This is a genomic window from Amycolatopsis melonis (assembly GCF_040064235.1).
In the GTDB taxonomy this organism is placed as follows: domain Bacteria; phylum Actinomycetota; class Actinomycetes; order Mycobacteriales; family Pseudonocardiaceae; genus Amycolatopsis; species Amycolatopsis melonis.
Map to the genome: position 1 here is coordinate 341,326 of NZ_JBDZYD010000008.1, position 17,762 is coordinate 359,087.

A 17,762-nucleotide genomic window follows, 5' to 3' on the forward strand; every position below is an offset into this window, starting at 1 on the left:
CACCGGTCACGGATTATGCGAGCCTAACGCCCGCAAAACCGCATCGGATGGCGTCGAGAGAAGGAAGTTCACCGGGATTTCGGCGTCCGTAACACGAAAGGGGGAGAAATCAGACGTTTCCCTGTGCCAGGTCCGTCCCGTTCGGGCCGAACGACCGATTGGCCGGGATCACGGAAGGGGGACGCCGGTCTCCAGCAGCGTCTTCAGGCTGGACAGCAGGGCGGGCCAGCCCTGGCTGCACATCGTGAGCGCTGTGCTGCCGGGGTCGAAGCCGTCGTGCAGGACCGTCAGCTTCACCGAATCCCCGTGTGGTTCGAGAGTGAAAGTGACTTTGGTGCGGCTTTCGCCCTGCAGTTTCGCGAGCGTTTCCTCGTCGATGTCGTTCGCTTTCGCCCATTCCGCGGTGAAAGTGTGCCAGGTGTAGGACAGCCGCCGATACGGATCCGCTTCGAGGACGATTTGTTCCGGATCGCTGGTTGTCGCGTCCCGCTCGGTCCACGTCATCGGCGAACCCGTTTTCCAGTCGGTTTCGAAGGACACGCCCCAGTACTGCCGCGTGAAAGCGGGATCGGTAAGCGCTTGCCAGAGTTTTTCCGGCGTCGTGTTGATGTAGGTCGTGTAGGCGAAGTCGTTCATCGGTGCGGACTCCAGTGCTCGTTTCAGGTCGGCCAGCGCGCCGGCCCGCCTGCGGTCGTAGCGGGTCATCCAGCGTTCGGCGATCGCGTTGATCGGCGCCGCGTCGAGGTAGTGCAGCTTCTCCCGGCCGCGCCAGGTCGTCGTGACCAGGCCGGCGGCTTCGAGCACGGCCAGGTGCTTGCTCACCGACTGGCGGGCCATGTCCAGTCCCGCGCACAGTTCGCGCAGGGTCTGGCCGTTGCGCTCGTTGAGCACGTCGAGCAGCTGACGGCGGCTGGGATCGGCCAGCGCCTTGAAGACCTCGTCCATCGCGCCTCTCGGTTGACATGCAGCCGTTTGGCTGCCTTTTGACGATAGGCAGCCGACTGGCTGCATGTCAACCGGGACTCAGCGGAAACGGATCACCGTGATCCCCGCGAGAACGAAGAAGACCAGGACGGCCAGCGTGCCGGTCTGCCCTCCGGAGGAGCGGGTCACCACCTGGTCGACGGCGCCGGTCAGCCGCACGCCGCACTCGGCGATCACGGTGTGGCGCCCGGCCTCGATGCGGGTGAACTCGACCGGCGCGGTGAAGGCTCCGACGCTGTCGGTGTAGGCGGACCCGACCTCGACGCCGTCCGACGTCAGCGTCACCAGCCGGCTCGGCGCGCAGCCCTTGCCCGACGCCGACAGCCGGTCGCCGGGCTGGATGCTCGGGTGGTCGAGCACCAGCTCGCCGGGCTTCGGCGGGGTGCTCGACGTCGGCGGCGGGACGCTCGGCGTGGTCGTCGGCGGCGGGGTCGTGGTGGTCGTGGGCGGGGTTGTGGTGGTGGTCGGCCTGCTCGGCCTGGTCGGTGGCGTCGTCACGGGCGGCGGCGGGGTGGTGGTCACCGGAGGTGGCGGCGTGGTCGTGGGTGTCCCGGTCACGGTGAACCGGCTGCCCGCGCTGAGCGGCAGGCCGGTCCGGGCGTTGGTGCACGTGCCGGTGACCGGGTAGGTGCCGGGCTGGGCGCCGGCGGGCACCTTGGCCGCGACGGTGCCGCTGGTGTTGTCGAGGGTGGCGTCGGCCGACCACATCGGCGTCCCGTTCCAGGAAAAGGTGACCGGTCCTTTGCAGGGATAGAAATTCCAGGAAATGGTGAAGGAACTCCCGGCCGCGCCGCTCGACGGTTTCAAACCAACCGACGAGGTGTATTGTGCGTGGGCGGTACCCGCAACGGCGAGAAGAAGCAACGTTCCGGCCACGGTGCCGGAAAACAGCCGAACCACGAATCGCATTGGGACGTCCCTCCCCGGTGTGCTCGCTGTAGCATTCCGGACCAGTCGGAGAACGCAAGTAGGGGATGCCCAATGGGACGTGTCATCGCGGCGGGGGTTGCGTTGGGCCTGTGTGCGGTGCTGCTCGGCGCGCCGCCCGCGGTGGCCGATTCCGGCTCGCTGGGCCTGCAGGTGTCGATCGACCGGCGGCCGGTCGAGGACGCCACGGTGCCCATCGACCCCGCGAACCAGGTCGAGCTGCAGGTGGTGGCCACCAACTCCGGCACCGCACCGGTGAAGGTCCGCAGCGTGCGCCTGTCCGGCGTCGCGCTCGCGCTGACGTTCTTCGCCTACGACACGACGGCCCCCTTCGAAGTCCCGGCCCACGGCACGGTCACCCGGACGTTCGTCCTGGATCTGGCCGACCTGAGCGGGCAGGCGACCGGGCTGCTGCCGGCGTCGGTCGAGCTGCTCGACGCGCAGCGTGTCACGCTCGGTGAAGTGACGACGGTCGCCGACGTCCAAGGGTCCTTCTGGTCGGTGTACGGCGTCTTCGGGCTGGCGATGCTCGTGCTCACGGTGCTGGCCTGGGTGACGGCGCTGCTGGCGCTCGCCCGCCACCGGCTGGCGCCGAACCGCTGGCGCCGTGGCCTGCGGTTCCTGCCAGCCGGGTTCGGCACCGGGCTGGTCGCGGTGATCAGCCTGTCGGTGCTGCGGCTGGTCCCGCCCGAGCCGGCGATCGAGCTCCCGGTGGTGCTCGGCGCGGCGGCGATCGCGTTCCTGCTCGGCTACCTGACCCCGAACCCGGTCGTCACCGGCAGTGACACCACGGTCCGGCTGGAATTCACCCGATGAGCGCACCGGCCGAGCTGGTCGCCGCCCTGCCGCAGTACGAGATCGGCGAGTCGATCGGCGAAGGCGGCATGGGCGTGGTGTTCGCGGGGGTGCACCGGACGCTGGGCCGCAGCGTCGCGATCAAGCAGCTGCCGTGGGACGTGCTCAACCACGCGGCGAGCAGCGAGCTGTTCGACCGTGAGGCGCGGGTGCTGGCCAGCCTGGACCACCCGCACATCGTGCCGGTGTACGACTACGTGCGCACGGGCCGCGAGCACCTGCTGGTGATGGAACGGCTCGACGGCGGAACGGTCCACAGCCGCTTCCACGGCGGAGGGGTCAGCGGCGAGCAGGCGTGCGCGATCGGGCTGGCGACGCTGGCCGGGCTGCACGCGGCGCACCGGGCGGGGGTGCTGCACCTCGACGTCAAGCCGCGGAACCTGCTGTTCACCACCCAGGGCGTGATGAAGGTGGCCGACTTCGGCATAGCCCGGGTGATCAGCGAGGGCGCAACACTGGTGACACACGGTGGCGAGATCCTCGGAACCCCGGCGTACATCGCCCCGGAGCAGGCAATGGGCAACGCCCTGAGCCCGGCGGCGGACGTGTACGCGGCGGGAACGGTGCTGTACGAGCTGCTGTCGGGAGAGCTCCCGTTCGACAACACCCGCGGCGCGATCAGCATGATGCGCCAGCACATGTTCACGGACCCGAAGCCGATAGCGGGCGTCCCGGCCCCGATCGCGGCGGTGGTGATGCGAAGCCTGGCACGGGAGCTGGAATCGAGGTACCGAGAGGCGGAGTCGTTCGCGGCCGACTTGGCGGCAGCGGCGACGGCGGTGTTCGGGCCGGGCTGGCTGGAGCGGGCGGAGGTCCCGGTCCTGCATTTGACACCCCGGGTGATCGCTGGGCTGAACGCGGCGACGGTGCCATCGGTTCCGGGGGAGGCCCGGACGCGACCGGTGTCGCGGCCGGGAGCGACGCTGGTGGATCCGGGTGCTGCGGGGTGGGTTGGTTCGGGTGGTTCCGCGGCGGGTGTTGAGGCCGGTTCTGGGTGGCCGGGCGGTCCGGGTGGGTCCGCGCCGGGCGCTGAGGTTGGATCCGGCGGCCCGGCCGGTTCGGCGGCGGGCGCTGAAGCGGGGTCCGGCGGTCCGGGCAGCTCCTCCCAAGCCGTCGTCCTGTGGCTGCGGCTGGCCGCGGGTGCTGCCGCCGTCGTACTGATCGTGCTGGCCCTGCTCAACCCCGCGCGGCTGCCGCATCCCGTGGCGACCGGCCTCGATCTCGGGGGTGCGCCCGTGGCCGCGCCGGTCGAGGTTGATCTCAGCAAGCCGCTCACGCTCAGCGGGCCCGGGAATCCCGGGCGGGTCGTGCTCGATCTCTCCGCCGCCGGGATTCCGCTCGGCTCCGCCGTCGCCGACGCGAAACCCGGCGGCAACGGCTTCACCGCGCAGCTCACCCTGCCGGGGATTGCGCGGTGGATCGTCGGCGGTGCCGTCACCGCCGAGGTGCGGACCGGCGCCTCCACTCACACCTTCACGCTGCTCACCAGCCAGCACCCGCTCGCCAGCGCCATGGGCGCGGGCAGCCTCATCCTGGCGCTGTTCGCCCTCGCCTACCTGGAATCCGGGCTGCGCACCCTCCGCAACGGCCACCGCTGGCGTGGCGCGACCGTCGGCGGGCCGGTGCTGGGACTGCTGTTCGGCGCCGCGCTGTGGCTGTGCGTTTCCGTCCTGCGCGTGCACGAACCGTCGCCGGGGTTCGGCGCCGGGTGTGCTGTCGCGGGCGCCGTCGCGGCCGGGCTGGTCGTCGCGGCGGCGCGGTGGCGAGCGTCCACAGTGGTCAGTCGATCATCCGGACGGTGACGTGCGGGCTGTAGCTCTTGCGCCGGCTCCACCCGTGCTCGGCGCACAGGCTCAGCTGGATCGCCCGGTCGGCCGGCGCCCAGTAACCGGTGCGGACGAAGTAGCCCTCCATTGTGTTCAGCGCGCCGAGTGTCTTGCGGGCCGAGCACATCTCCCAGCCCCACTGCCGCCCGCTCTTCTCGACGCCGTTGCGGCGCACGGAGATCCGCGGATTGCCGACCGCGCGGATGTCTTCGTCACCCTCCGTGACGTAGACGACGCCGTCGATCTTGTAGAACCGGTTGTTGTCGAGCAGGGACACCTGCCCGGAGAGGGTGACCCCGACCCGGGCGCCTTCGTCGCCCGTGAGCGTCCAATCGAGACAGAATTCCTGGACCGGGAGTTCCAGCGACTGGGTCATGACGAGTTCCCCTGTTCTAGCCGAGCGTCCCTTTCAGAAGATAGGGATTTTCCGGGCGCCGGGAAGGCCTGCGGCCGATCTTCACCCGAAGCGGTTTCCGGCGTCGAATGCCTTGCCGCGCATGGGTTTTCAGGCCAGTGGGTGACGCGTGGCACGCCGCGTGACGACAGTGCGTCCGGCCGGGTGGTATCCGATGCCCGGGTGGCTCATCGCGAACGCCGGTCACTGTGCGTGAAGTGAAGGTAAAGGAACCATTACTTTTGCTGGGGCGTTGGGCGGACATGAGCGAGCCTGCCGTCCTCGAACTCGGGCCACGCGACATGCTGGTCGTGGCGGGCCTGCCCGGAGCGGGCAAGACGACGATGCTCCGCCACGCGGCGCCCGGGCTGCCGGTCCTGGACTCCGACGAGGTCCGCGCCCGGCTCGGCGCGGTGGTGCCGTCGGTGCCGTATCGCTGGTACCGGCCGCTGGTGCACGCGTGCCACCGGCTCCGCATAGCCGGCCGGGCGTTCGCGGCGGACGGGCCGATCGTCGTCCACGAGCCCTCGACGCGAGCCTCGACCCGAGCCCTGCTGGCCCTGATCGGCGCGGCAACCGGCAGATCGGTGCGGCTGTTGTTCCTGGACGTGACGGCAGAGCAGGCCCTGGCAGGGCAGCACAGCCGCGGAAGGCTGGTGCGGCCGCGGTCGTTCGCGCGGCATGTGCGGCGGGTGGGGAAGTGGCGGGAGGAACTGCTCGCCGGGCGGGTGCCGCCGGGGTGGCGGGAAGTACGGGTGATCGATCGCCACCAGGCGGAACGAACGCGGCTGGTGGCCGGGGAGTTGAGCGGTTCGCGGCGGGATTAGGCGGCGGCCCGGCTGGGGGCGACCGCGGGCTGCAGCGGGTTCGACTGGCGGCCCGGGCTGAGGTGGCCGCGGGTTGTGGTGGGTTTGGCGGGCAGTCCGGGTTGGCGACGTGATGCGGGCTGGCGGCGGCGGGCTGCGGTGGGTTTGGCGGACGGGCCGGGTTGGCGACGGAATGCGGGCTGACGGCGGCGGGCTGTGGCGGGTTTGGCGGACGGGCCGGGGTGTGTGGACTGGGGACGACCGCGGGCTGCAGCGGGCTTGGGTGGCGGCCCGGGCTGGGGTGGCGGGCTGTGGTGGGTTTGGCGGGCGGTTTGGCTTGCGACGGGATGCGGGCTGGGGGGGCGAGCGCGGGCCGCGGCGGGTCTGAGTGGCGGCCTGGGGCTGGGGGCGGCTGCGGGCTGCGGCGGCCTCGGCTGGGGACGGGCGCGGGCTGTGGGGTCGGCGGACGGCCCGGGCTGGCAACGGCGTGCGGGCTGCTTGCTGCCGGTCCGCAGTCGTGAGTGAGAAACAGGGTTAGAACACTGTTTCTCACTCACGACAAGCCGCGGCAGACCGCCCAAGCCCGGTGTCGCCCGAGTTGGTCTGGACATTTCCCAAATTGGTCCAGACAATACAGGGGAACTCCCCGACTGGAGGACCCCATGAGGCGTTCCCGACTGTCCGTAACCCTCGCCGCCTGCCTGCTCGCCCTCGCCGGGCTGTCGCCGAGAGCCGAAGCTGCCAACCTTCTCGACAATCCCGGCTTCGAGGCCGGCTCGCTCTCCGGCTGGACGTGCTCCAGCCCGGGCGCCTCCGTCGTCACCAGTCCCGTTCACTCCGGCGGGTATGCCCTCGCCGCCTCCGATTACGGTCAGTGCTCGCAGACCGTCTCCGTTCAGCCCAACACCACCTACACCGTCTCCGCCTGGGTGCGCGGCAACCCCGTCTACCTCGGCATCACCGGCGGCGCCTCCACCTGGTCGGGCAACCAGAGCGCCTACAACCAGCTCACCCTCACCTTCACCACCGCCAACCAGACCTCCGCCCAGCTCTACCTCCACGGCTGGTACGGCGCGGGCACCTACTACGCCGACGACGTCGTCCTCGACGGCCCCGGCGGCGGCACCCCCGGCACACCAAGCACTCCCGGCGCCCCTCGGACCACCGCCGTCAGCTACTCCTCCGTCGGACTCAGCTGGGGTGCGAGCACCGGTACCGTCGCCGGGTACCGCGTCTACGAAGGCAACGCCGTCGTCGCCACCGTCACCGGAACGAGTGCCACCGTCAGCGGGCTGGCCGCCTGCTCTACGCACAGTTACGTCGTCGCCTCCTACAACAGCGCCGGGGAGTCTCCGCGCAGCTCGGCCGTCAGTGCCACCACCACCGGCTGTGTCGACACCGGGCTGCCGAAGCACGCGCTCGTCGGCTACCTGCACGCCAGCTTCGCCAACGGCTCCGGCTACGTCCGGATGGCCGACGTCCCCGCCGCCTGGGACATCGTCGATCTCGCCTTCGGGGAGCCGACCTCCGTCACCTCCGGCGACATCCGCTTCACCCGGTGTCCCGTCACCGAGTGCCCGAACGTCGAGAGCGACGCCGACTTCGTTGCCGCGATCAAGGCGAAACAGGCTCAGGGCAAGAAGGTCCTCATCTCCATCGGCGGGCAGAACGGCCAGGTCCAGCTGACCACCACCGCCGCGCGGGACAAGTTCGTCAGTTCCGTCTCCGCCATCATCGACAAGTACGGCCTCAACGGCCTCGACATCGACTTCGAAGGTCACTCACTGTCACTGAACCCCGGCGACACCGACTTCCGCAACCCGACCACACCGGTGATCGTCAACCTGATCTCCGCGCTGAAGACGCTCAAGGCCAAGTACGGCACCGGTTTCGTCCTCACGATGGCGCCGGAGACGTTCTTCGTGCAGGTCGGCTACCAGTTCTACGGCGGCTCGGGCGCCGGCGACGCACGTACCGGCGCCTACCTGCCGGTCATCCACGCCCTGCGCGACTCGCTCACCGTGCTGCACGTCCAGGACTACAACTCCGGCCCGGTCATGGGCCTGGACAACCAGTACCACACCATGGGCGGCCCGGAGTTCCACATCGCCATGACCGACATGCTCAAGGCCGGCTTCACCGTGGCGAACACCGGCCAGTTCTTCCCCGGCCTGCGCCCGGACCAGATCGCGATCGGCCTGCCCGCCGCGGTCAGCGCAGGCAACGGCTACACCTCGCCCGCCGACGTCCAGACCGCGGTGAACTGCCTGGTCAAGGGCACCGGCTGCGGCTCGTACACGCTGCGTGGCGGCACCTCGCCCGCCCTGCGCGGCCTGATGACCTGGTCGATCAACTGGGACCGGTACTACAACTGGGAGTTCCAGAACAGCCACGAACCCTTCCTCAACGGCCTCCCGTGACACACTGCTGACGTGGTGAAGCCGGCGCAGGGCGAGTCGGTGCTCTCGCGCGTCGTCCGCATCTTCGAGACGTTCGGCCCGGACACGCCCGCGCTGCGCGTCACCGACATCGCGCGGCGGGCCGGGCTGCACGTCGCGACCGCGTCGCGGCTGATCGACGAGCTGGTCGGGCACGGCTGGCTGAAGCGCGACCCCGACCGGCGCGTGCGCGTCGGCGTCCGGCTGTGGGAACTCGCCTCGCGCGCGTCGCCGACGCTCGGGCTGCGCGAAGCCGCCATGCCGTTCATGGAGGACCTGCACGCCGTCGTCGGGCACCACACCCAGCTCGCGGTGCTGGAGGACCGCGAGGTGCTGTTCGTCGAGCGGCTTTCGGCGCCCGGCGCGACGCTCAACGTGACGCGCGTGGCCGGGCGGCTGCCGCTGCACGCGTCGTCGTCCGGGCTCGTGCTGCTCGCCCACGCGCCCGCCGACCTGCAGGAACAGGTGCTGGCCGGCCCACTCGGCGCCTTCCGCCGCACCACGCTGACCGAGCCGGCGCGGCTGCGGCGGTTCCTCGCCGACGTCCGGCGGAACGGCTACGCGTTCTGCGCGGGCTTCATCGACGAGGAGACCACCGGCATCGCCGTCCCGCTGCGAGGGGCGGGCGGCGACGTCGTCGCGGCGCTGTCGGTGATCGTCCCCAACGACCGGAACGCGCGGGCGCAGATCCCCGCGTTGCAGGCGGCGGCCCGCGGCATCTCCCGCGCGATGGGGAATTCCTCTCACTGAATGAGAATGGCCTGGAGCGCGTCGCACCGGGCGTTCCATGCTCGGGGCTCCCCGCGTGAAAGGACGTTCGGCGTGCGTACCCAGGTCGTCATCGTCGGCGCCGGCCCGGCCGGCCTGCTGCTGTCCCACCTGCTCGGCCGCGAAGGCATCGACTCCGTGCTGCTCGAACGGCAGACCGCCGAGTACGTCCAGTCCCGCATCCGCGCGGGCATCCTGGAGGCAGGCACGGTCCGGCTGCTGCGCGAGGCCGGGCTCGGCGACCGGCTCGCCGTCGAGGGCATGGAACACCGCGGGATCTACCTGCAGTGGCCGGAAAACCGGCACCACGTGGACTTCGTCGACCTCGTCGGACGGTCGGTGACCGTCTACGGGCAGACGGAAGTCACGAAGGACCTCATGGCGGCACGGGAGAAAGCGGGCCGCCCGGCGTACTACTCGGCGTCGGACGTCACGCTGCACGACGTCACCGGCAGCCCGTATGTGACCTTTGTGGACAGTGACGGCGCGGCCCGGCGGATCGACGCCGACGTGGTTGTCGGCTGCGACGGGTTCCACGGGCCCAGCCGCGCCGCGATCCCCGCGCCGCAGGTCTGGGAACGGACGTACCCGTTCGCGTGGCTGGGCGTGCTGGCCGACGTCGCGCCGTCGGCGGATGAGCTGATCTACGCCTGGCACCCGGACGGCTTCGCGCTGCACAGCATGCGGTCGCCGCGGGTGAGCCGGTTCTACCTGCAGGTCGCGCCGGACGAGGACGTCGCGCGGTGGAGCGACGACCGGATCTGGACGGCGCTGGCGGAGCGGCTGGGCGTGGCGGGCTGGACGCTGCGGACCGGGCCGATCACGGAGAAGAGCGTGCTGCCGATGCGCAGCTTCGTCGCGACGCCGATGCGGTACGGCAACCTCTACCTGGCCGGGGACGCCGCCCACATCGTGCCGCCGACCGGCGCGAAGGGGCTGAACCTGGCGGTGGCCGACGTCGCGCTGCTGGCGACCGCGCTGACCGCGTCGCTCAAGCACGGGCAGGACGAGCTTGCCGCGCAGTATTCGGAGACGGCGTTGCGGCGGGTCTGGCGGTGCACGCACTTCTCGTGGTGGATGACGTCGATGCTGCACCGCCACGGCGACGACTTCGACGCCCGGCTCCAGCTGGCCCAGCTGCACCGGACGGTGACCTCGGAAGCCGCGGCGAAGGAGCTGGCCGACAACTACGCCGGATTGCCGTTGTAGCGCACCGGAAGCCGGACGGTGAACGTCGATCCGGCGTCTACTTCGGACTCCGCGGTCACCGTGCCGCCGTGTGCCTGCACGAGGTGCCGGACGATCGCCAGGCCCAGCCCGCTGCCGCCGGTCTGGCGGCTGCGTGACTTCTCCGCGCGCCAGAACCGCTCGAACACGTGCGGCAGGTCCTCGGCGGCGATGCCGCTGCCGGTGTCGGCCACCGCGAGCGTCACCTCGTCCACAGTGGACGACACGTGCACCGTCACCCGGCCGCCGGGCGGGGTGTGGCGGATCGCGTTCGTCACCAGGTTGCCCACGACCTGGCGCAGCCGCACCGGATCCGCCGTCAGTGCCGCCTCGCCGGACGCCTCGACGGTCAGCGTGACGCCCGCCGCGGCGGCGCGGTCGGCGTGCGCCGTCACGACGTGGCCGGCCAGCTCGGCCGCGTCCAGCAGCTCCGGGTGCAGGCGCAGCTGCCCGGCGTCGGCCGCGGCGAGGTCCTGCAGGTCGTCGACGATGTGCTGGAGCAGCACCGTCTCCTCCAGCAGCGACGCGGTCAGCGCCCGGTCGAACGGCAGGTGCCCGTCCTCGGCCGCCTCCAGCCTGCCGCGGATGACGTTGAGCGGGTTGCGCAGCTCGTGGGCGATGTCGCTGACCATCGCCTTGCGCTGCTCCTCGATGCGTTCCCGCCGCGCGGTGAGGTCGTTGAACGCGGCGGCGAGGTAACCCACCTCGTCGCGGGACTTCACCGGCGCCGGGCGGTCCAGCTTCGCGGCCTCGGTCAGCGCCCGCAGCGGACGGGACAGACGGCGCGCCACCAGCACGGTCAGCGCGACGGCCAGCAGCAGCACACCGCCGGTGACCGCGAGGATGCGCGTCAGATTCTCCTTCGACAGCGTGAACGTCGGCAGCTGCGACCCGCCCGGGCCGAGGGTGAACAGCAGCGCGGGCGGCGCGACATATGGGGCGAGCTGCGCGCGGCGTGCGGAGTCGACGCACCCCTGCGTCGGCTGCTGGTCGGTGGCGCCGAGGACCTGCAGGTCGAGCCCCAGTTTCACCTGCTCGGCACCCTGCTTCTCCAGGCACTTGTTCACCGCTTCGTTCAGGCTGGTCAGCGCGGCCTGCTCGGTCGGCGTCGGGGTGGCCAGCTCGTACAGCCCGCACTTGCCCGCGAGGTAGCGGGCGGCGAGCGGGTCGAGCCCGGTGAGCTGCGCGCGCCCGCTCGGCGAGTCCCGCACCTGGCTGGGGAGGCCGAACGCCGTCAGGCAGGCGGCGGCCCGCTTGGCCAGCGCGTCGACCTCGGCGCGCTCGGCGGGCGGCAGCCGGAACGGGCCCACCGCCCGCGGGTCGATGCCGCTGGTCCCGGCCTGCGGCAGCAGCACCGGGTCGACGTGCAGCGGGTCGACCGACGCGGTCGCCTTGACCGGCAGCGTGACCGGCGCGCCGCCGGAGTCGGCCAGGACGCGGCGGTCCAGCGTGGTCAGCACGATCCGGCGGCCGGTCTGCTCCGACAGCGTCTTCAGCCGGGGCCCGGCCTGGTCCCAGGTGTGGTTGACCGCGGCGTATCCAAGCAGCTCGGTGTAGATCGTGGCGTCGCCGGACAGTGCCTGCCCCTGCTCCTGCTGGATGGCCCGCGTGGTCGTCTGCACGGCGAGCCACGCGGTCGCCGCGATCGAGGCGAGCGCGATGAGCAGCGAGACGGCGGTGAGCCGGACGACCAGGCTGCGCCGGCGCGGGAAGCTACGCACCGTCCGCCGCGGTCAGCTTGTAGCCGACGCCGAACACCGTCCGCAGGTAGACGGGGTGCTGCGGGTCCGCTTCGAGCTTCTTGCGCAGGTTGAGCACGTGGACGTCGATGATCCGGGTGCTGACGAACCGGTCGTCCCCGCGCGTGAGCTCCAGCAGCTGCCGCCGGGTGAACACCCGGCCGGGCTGCCGGATCAGCACCTCCAGCAGCTGGAACTCACCCGGCGTGGTGTCCACCGGGCGGCCGTCGACCGACACCTCGTGCCGCACCGGATCCAGCCGCAGCCCGCCGGCCCGCAAGGCGGTGTCCGGCGGTTCCCGCCGGGCCGCGGTCCGCCGCAGCAGCGTCCGGACCCGCGCCATCAGCTCCCGCGGGCTGTACGGCTTGGTGAGGTAGTCGTCCGCGCCGAGGTCGAGGCCGAGCAGCAGATCGTCTTCGGTGGCCCGCGCGGTGAGCATCAGCACGGCGACATCGGACTCGGCCCGCAGGATCCGGCAGACGTCCAGGCCGTCGACCTGCGGCATCATCACGTCGAGAACCAGCAGGTCAGGCGGGGTACGCCGGGCCTCGTCGAGCGCCGCCCGGCCATCCGGGGCGAGCACCACGGAGTGGCCTTCGCTTTCGAGGTAGAGCCGGAGGACTTCGGCCTGCTTCTCGTCGTCCTCGGCGACCAGCACACGTGCGCACACGGCGTCGAGGTTAGGCGCCCTGACACCGTCGCGACCGGATCCTGACCGGATCTTCATACGTTGGGGGTGGCAGGGCCGCGTGTGTCTGACCCGGACGGGCTGAGGCACCGATCCACCCACGCGCGCACGACCTCGTCCAGCACCTTCATCGGCAGCTGCCCACCGCCGAGCACGACGCCGTGGAACTCCTTGATGTCGAACGACTCGCCCAGCTTCTCCTCCGCGAACCGGCGCAGGCGCAGGATTTCCAGCCGTCCGGTCATGTATGCCAGTGCCTGGCCGGGGCACTCGATGTACCGGTCCGTTTCGGACTGCACCTCGACCTCGCTCAGCACCGTGTGCGAACGCAGGAACTCGACGCACTGCTGCCGCGTCCACCGCAGCGCGTGCAAGCCCGTGTCGACCACCAGGCGTGCCGCGCGGACCGAGTCCTCGGCCACCATGCCCAGGCGCATCAGGTCATCGGAGAACAGGCTCATCTCGTCGGCGAGCCGTTCGGTGTAGAGCGCCCAGCCCTCGCCGTAGGCGGTGATCATCGCGATCCGGCGCAGCTGCGGCAGATTGGTCAGCTCCAGCGCCAGCGACTCCGCGAAGTGGTGGCCCGGCACCGCTTCGTGGAACGCCACCGTCTCGGCGATGAACCGGTCCCGCGTCTGCACCTCGTACGTGTTGGTGTAGTAGACACCCGGCCGTGAGCCGTCGGGGGCGGGTGGCATGTAGTACGCCGCCGCGGCGACCGGCGCCTCCGCTTCCGGGACCGCCCGGACGACGCACTCGGCCGACGGCATCCGGGGGAACCAGTCCGGTGCGGCCGCGGTCGCGCGGGCGACGGCGGCGCGTGCGGTCTCGAGCATCTCCTCGGCGTCGCGCCAGCGGAGGCTTTCGTCGCTGCGCAGCCGCCTGCGGACCTCCGCCGGATCGGTCAGCCCGAAGATGCGGCCGCCGATCTCGGCGTACTCGGCTTCGAGCCCCGCGAGGACGTCGAGACCCAGCTGGTGCAGCTCCTGCGGCGTGCGATCGGTCGTCGTGTGAAGGCGGGCCAGGGCTGCGTAGTGCGCTTCGCCGTCTTCGAGCCAGCAGAGGCCCGGCCGGTCGTCGGGACGGCCGTGCCCGGCGACTTCGGTCGCGAGGAACTCCCGGTAGCGCTCGAGGGCAGGCCGGACGACCTCGGTCACCAGCCGCTCGCCGCGGTCCCCGGTGAGCAGCTGGGGAAACGGCGTTTCCTGCGCCAGGAACCGGTCGGCGAACGCGATCGCGTTGTGCGCCGCGCGGTCCACCGGTGTCCGTCCGGCGCGCAGGCCGTTGCGTTGGCGCTGCGCCAGCGCTTCGTAGAACGCGGGGAGCGCGGCCAGCCGCGTCAGGAAGTCCTCCTCGGCCTGCACGACCTGGGGCAGGAAGGCGAGATGGGACATCCCGATGGCGGACAGGGGATCGGCGAGGGTGAACTCGACGTCTTTCGCGTCGAGCCGGATGAGGACGGCTTCGGCCTGCTGCTCGACGACGCCGAGCGTGACGCGGTCGGGATCGCCGGAAGCCCGGGCACGGCCCAGGATGTCGGCAGCCCGCGCGCGCAACTCCGCGTGGGCGGCTTCACTCGGATCGGGCAGCTCGGCGTCGTGGCCGGGAATGCCTGCGAAGGTCGCTTCGAGCGGTGTCCAGGAGCCCAGGACGTCGAGGAGTTCGTCGGCGAGTGCGCGCGCTTCGGCGGTCATCTCCCCATCGTGGCCGAAAACCGGACCGGGCCGGGAGCGAACTGCGCTCCCGGCCCGGTCGCCGTCAGGTCAAGCTCGAACAGGGTCTCGCGTCGGGATCCTTCGCCCCCTGCGGGACCCACCGCACGTTCGCGAACGAAGCCTGGAACGTGCCGTCGGTGTAGACCAGGAACGGGGTGTTGATGTGCTCGAAGTCGAGCCCGTTGTCGAAGCAGGACACCGGGATCTTCACCGTCGTCTTCGGGCCGCCCGCCAGGTCGGTGAACAGCTTTGTCGCGTTGACCTCGGAGAAGCACGGGTACACGCAGTGCATGCTGATCACCGTCCGGTTGGCCGGTGCCTGGTGGACGATCGTGTCGAACTCCAGCGCCGCGTCCGCGTTGAGGTAGCCGCGCAGGTCGTTCGTGCCCGCCGTGTTCTGCATGTACAGCTGGCCCGGTCCGGCTCCCGTCCAGGTCGTCTTCAGTCCGTCGCCCTGCACGTTGACGTCCGTGGGGACCACGTTGATCTCGGTGTGCGCCGCCGTGCCGTCGGGGCCGATCACCGTGCCGCCCCAGTTCTCCGCCGAGCCGATCTGGCTCGTGTACGGCGGGACGTCGGTGCGGTCGAAGATCGCCAGGTCCTCGGTCGCCGTCCCGCCGCCGCCGGTCGCGGTGCACGATGCCGGCCCGGGCGTCTCGTCGAGCTTGCCGACCGTGGCCTGCTGGCCGGTCTTGAGGCCGTAGCCCAGCTTGAACAGCGGGTCGTAGTCCGGCGACCACGGGTTCAGCGGCGTCTGGCACGCGCTCTTCGGCCACGAGTACGACAGCGTGCCCCGGTAACCCGTGCCGTCCTTGCCCCGCACCATCATGTCCGCGACGCCGCCGCCCTCGGTGCCGGGCAGCCAGGCCGCCACGAACGCGTCGGAGCGGTTGATCTCCTTGTTCATGTACAGCGGACGGCCGCCGACGTACACGGTGACGACCGGGGTGCCCTTGCCGCTGACCTTGTCCAGCACGGCCAGGTCCTCGGGGTAGAGGCGCGCCGCTTCGAGGCTCTTGCGGGTCAGGTCGCCGACGCCTTCCGCGTACGGCGTCTCGCCGATGACGGCGATGACCGCGTCGAAGCCCTTCGGGTCCACGGTGCCGGTGGGGTCGAAGGTGACGTTCGCGGCGCCGAGATCCTCCTTGAGGCCGCCCAGGATCGAGGTGGCGTTGGGGAAGTCGGCGTTGGTGTTGCCGGTGCCCTGCCAGCTGAGCGTCCAGCCGCCGGTCTGGTTCTGGATGCTGTCGGCGCTCTTGCCGACGACCAGGACCTTCGACGACGGCTTGAGCGGCAGCACGTTGCCGTTGTTCTTCAGCAGCGTCTGCGACTCGCGGACCGCGTCCCGCGCCAGCCAGTTGTCCTTCAGCGCCTCGTCGGAGTTGGCGTAGGAGCGGTCGGACGGCTTCTGCGACTCGAACAGGCCGTCGCGCAGCTTGACACGCAGGATGCGGGTGACGGCGTCGTCGATGCGGGACATCGGGATCTGGCCGTTCTGGACCTGCGCGACGGTGTTGGTGATGAACGCCTTCCAGTCGTTCGGCACCATCACGATGTCGATGCCGGCGTTGATCGCCTGCGGGCACGAGGAGTTCGTGCAGCCGGTGACCTGGCCGATGCCGTTCCAGTCGGACACGACCAGGCCGTCGAAGCCGATCTTGCCCTTGAGGATCTGGTTGAGCGCCTTGTCGCTGCCGTGCAGCTTGCCCTCGTTGATCCCGAGGTCGGCGTTGGTCCAGCTGTTGAACGACACCATCACGGTCTGCGAGCCCGCGGCGAGCGCGCCGTAGTAGCCCTGGCCGTGGATGTTGATCATGGCCGCTTCGGACGACGGGTTGACGCCCTGGTCCTGGCCGTTGAGGGTGCCGCCGTCGCCGATGAAGTGCTTGGCGGTGGCGATGACGCCGTTGTAGCCGATGCGCTTGGTGGCGCCGTCCTGGAGGCCGTTGATGGCTTCGAAGCCGTACGCGCGGGTGATGCGCGGGTCCTCGGAGAAGCCTTCGTAGGTGCGGCCCCAGCGGTCGTCCTGCACGACGGCGAGGGTGGGCGAGAAGGCCCAGTCCTGCCCGGTGGCGCGGATCTGCCGCGCGGTGGCGCCGGCGACGTCGCGGACCAGGCAGGGGTCGTGTGCGGCGCCGAGGCCGATGTTGTGCGGGAAGACGGTGGTGCCGTAGACGTTGTTGTTGCCGTGCACGGCGTCGATGCCCCAGATGACGGGGATCTTCGTGCGGCTGGTCTTCGAGGCGTTCCAGTAGGCGTCGGCGAGGTTCAGCCAGTCCTGCTGGGTGGCGTGCTTCTTCCCGCCGGGCCAGGAGCCGCCGCCGTTGAGGACCGAGCCGATGGCGTACTGGCGGACCTCGTCGGGGGTGATGGCGGCGATCTCGGGCTGCGTCATCTGCCCGACCTTCTCCTCGAGGGTCATGCCCTTGAGGATTTCGGCGATCCGCTGCTCGTCACCGGCCTTCCCCTTGAACCGGCTGTCGACCTTGGGCCAGTCCGCGAGGGTCGGCAGGCTCTTTTCGATCCGGGCGCAGCCGTCCTTGTCTTTGGCGGGCTGCCCGATGACGGGCTGAGCGGGGGCGTCGGCTTGGGCCGGGGTGGCGTGTGCCGCGGCACCCAGCAGGCTCAGGCTCATCAGCGTGACGAGCGAACTTCGGCGCGCACGAGCCCACGCGCGTGATCTTCCGGCCATGGTCTGGTCCATTCTGCGTCGAACGGCGGACCGGCCGATCCTCACCGGGCGGAGGCCATGGCGTCAATAGTTATTTTTCGACATAAACTAAGAGTCCTGATGATGCTGAGTCACTTCTTAACCCGCAGGTCGCGCGGGGTCAAGGGGACTGCCGGGCAAGGGGTTTGCCCGTTCGGTCATGGATGCCGCAGCAGTTCGGCGACGGCCTGGACGCGGACGAGCGTGATGCCCTCGCGCTGCTCGACGGCGAGGGGGTGTCCGGTGGGCTCGACCTCGACGAGGGGCCGTTCGCCGGGTGGCCGGGTGTGCAGGTTGGTCTTGAGGTTCAGGGTGGCGGGCTCGTAGCCGGGCAGCTCGGTCGCCAGCCAGCCGAAATACGGCGGCTCGGACACGCGGGCCGGGTCGTCCCAGAGTTCCTCGGCGCGGAGGAAGTTTTCCCGGCTGACCGACACCCAGACGCCCCATTCGAAGTCGTCGCCGGCGTCGAGAACCGGCAGCACAAGGCGGCCGCGGAGGAAGAAGTGCGTGCCGCCGAGGACGCAGCGTTCGGGTTCGAGGACGTTGCCCGGCGTTCCGGCCAGGCTGTCGTTCCAGAAGGCGGGTGCGGGAGCGCCGTAGGCGAAGGGGAGTTCGTCGTGTCTCTCGCCGCAGCAGGTGCAGGTGTACCCCAGGTCGGTCGTCATCCGGCGAGCCTAGGGTGTCG

General features: G+C 70.7%; 14 protein-coding genes. 6 read left to right on the forward strand and 8 right to left on the reverse strand.

All coding sequences use genetic code 11. The features are described from left to right. Positions 1-168: 168 nt before the first annotated feature. Positions 169-945, reverse strand: coding sequence for an ArsR/SmtB family transcription factor (locus tag ABJI51_RS23370; protein ID WP_348953424.1), 777 nt, complete (start codon positions 943-945; stop codon positions 169-171). A 78-nt stretch (positions 946-1,023) separates the two neighbouring features. After that, complete coding sequence (locus tag ABJI51_RS23375; RefSeq protein ID WP_348953425.1) at positions 1,024-1,692, reverse strand: hypothetical protein; 669 nt, start codon at positions 1,690-1,692, stop codon at positions 1,024-1,026. A gap of 273 nt (positions 1,693-1,965) precedes the next feature. Here ABJI51_RS23375 and ABJI51_RS23380 point away from each other — a divergent pair, with 273 nt between their 5' ends. Together ABJI51_RS23380 and ABJI51_RS23385 are read left to right on the forward strand one after the other, a co-directional pair. Next, positions 1,966-2,727, forward strand: coding sequence for a hypothetical protein (locus ABJI51_RS23380; RefSeq protein ID WP_348953426.1), 762 nt, complete (start codon positions 1,966-1,968; stop codon positions 2,725-2,727). Beyond that, the gene (locus ABJI51_RS23385; RefSeq protein WP_348953428.1) at positions 2,724-4,568 is read left to right on the forward strand and encodes a serine/threonine-protein kinase; all 1,845 of its coding nucleotides are present in this window, start codon (positions 2,724-2,726) and stop codon (positions 4,566-4,568) included. The genes ABJI51_RS23380 and ABJI51_RS23385 overlap by 4 nt, the downstream gene beginning before the upstream one ends. Here ABJI51_RS23385 and ABJI51_RS23390 read toward each other — a convergent pair. Next, positions 4,546-4,968 (reverse strand): hypothetical protein, encoded by a 423-nt coding sequence (locus ABJI51_RS23390; RefSeq protein WP_348953429.1) that lies wholly within the window; start codon positions 4,966-4,968, stop codon positions 4,546-4,548. The two genes, ABJI51_RS23385 and ABJI51_RS23390, sit on opposite strands and share 23 nt — an antisense overlap. A 281-nt stretch (positions 4,969-5,249) precedes the next feature. Here ABJI51_RS23390 and ABJI51_RS23395 point away from each other — a divergent pair, with 281 nt between their 5' ends. From ABJI51_RS23395 to ABJI51_RS23410, 4 genes are all read left to right on the forward strand, one after another. Beyond that, positions 5,250-5,813 carry an AAA family ATPase gene (locus tag ABJI51_RS23395; RefSeq protein ID WP_348953431.1) on the forward strand — a complete coding sequence of 188 codons (564 nt, stop codon included), beginning with the start codon at positions 5,250-5,252 and terminating at the stop codon, positions 5,811-5,813. 641 nt (positions 5,814-6,454) lie between these two features. Next, positions 6,455-8,212, forward strand: a complete 1,758-nt coding sequence (locus tag ABJI51_RS23400) for a chitinase (protein ID WP_348953433.1) — start codon at positions 6,455-6,457, stop codon at positions 8,210-8,212. 15 nt (positions 8,213-8,227) lie between these two features. Next, complete coding sequence (locus ABJI51_RS23405) at positions 8,228-8,980, forward strand: IclR family transcriptional regulator (protein ID WP_348953546.1); 753 nt, start codon at positions 8,228-8,230, stop codon at positions 8,978-8,980. Positions 8,981-9,052: 72 nt separating this feature from the next. Beyond that, positions 9,053-10,207 carry a 4-hydroxybenzoate 3-monooxygenase gene (locus ABJI51_RS23410; protein WP_348953434.1) on the forward strand — a complete coding sequence of 385 codons (1,155 nt, stop codon included), beginning with the start codon at positions 9,053-9,055 and terminating at the stop codon, positions 10,205-10,207. On the opposite strand, the gene ABJI51_RS23415 is transcribed toward ABJI51_RS23410, so the two are convergent. The 5 genes from ABJI51_RS23415 to ABJI51_RS23435 form a co-directional block, all read right to left on the reverse strand. Continuing rightward, positions 10,186-11,946 carry a sensor histidine kinase gene (locus ABJI51_RS23415; protein ID WP_348953436.1) on the reverse strand — a complete coding sequence of 587 codons (1,761 nt, stop codon included), beginning with the start codon at positions 11,944-11,946 and terminating at the stop codon, positions 10,186-10,188. The two genes, ABJI51_RS23410 and ABJI51_RS23415, sit on opposite strands and share 22 nt — an antisense overlap. Next, positions 11,939-12,634: a response regulator transcription factor gene (locus ABJI51_RS23420; protein WP_348953437.1), complete on the reverse strand. Its 696-nt coding sequence runs from the start codon at positions 12,632-12,634 to the stop codon at positions 11,939-11,941. Before ABJI51_RS23420 ends, ABJI51_RS23415 begins: the two co-directional genes overlap by 8 nt. Before the next feature lie 53 nt (positions 12,635-12,687). Continuing rightward, positions 12,688-14,346 carry a DUF885 domain-containing protein gene (locus ABJI51_RS23425; protein WP_348953438.1) on the reverse strand — a complete coding sequence of 553 codons (1,659 nt, stop codon included), beginning with the start codon at positions 14,344-14,346 and terminating at the stop codon, positions 12,688-12,690. A gap of 64 nt (positions 14,347-14,410) precedes the next feature. After that, positions 14,411-17,002 (reverse strand): glycoside hydrolase family 3 N-terminal domain-containing protein, encoded by a 2,592-nt coding sequence (locus tag ABJI51_RS23430; protein ID WP_348953547.1) that lies wholly within the window; start codon positions 17,000-17,002, stop codon positions 14,411-14,413. Positions 17,003-17,235: 233 nt separating this feature from the next. Continuing rightward, positions 17,236-17,742 carry a DUF2199 domain-containing protein gene (locus ABJI51_RS23435; protein ID WP_348953440.1) on the reverse strand — a complete coding sequence of 169 codons (507 nt, stop codon included), beginning with the start codon at positions 17,740-17,742 and terminating at the stop codon, positions 17,236-17,238. Between the last annotated feature and the right edge of the window lie 20 nt (positions 17,743-17,762).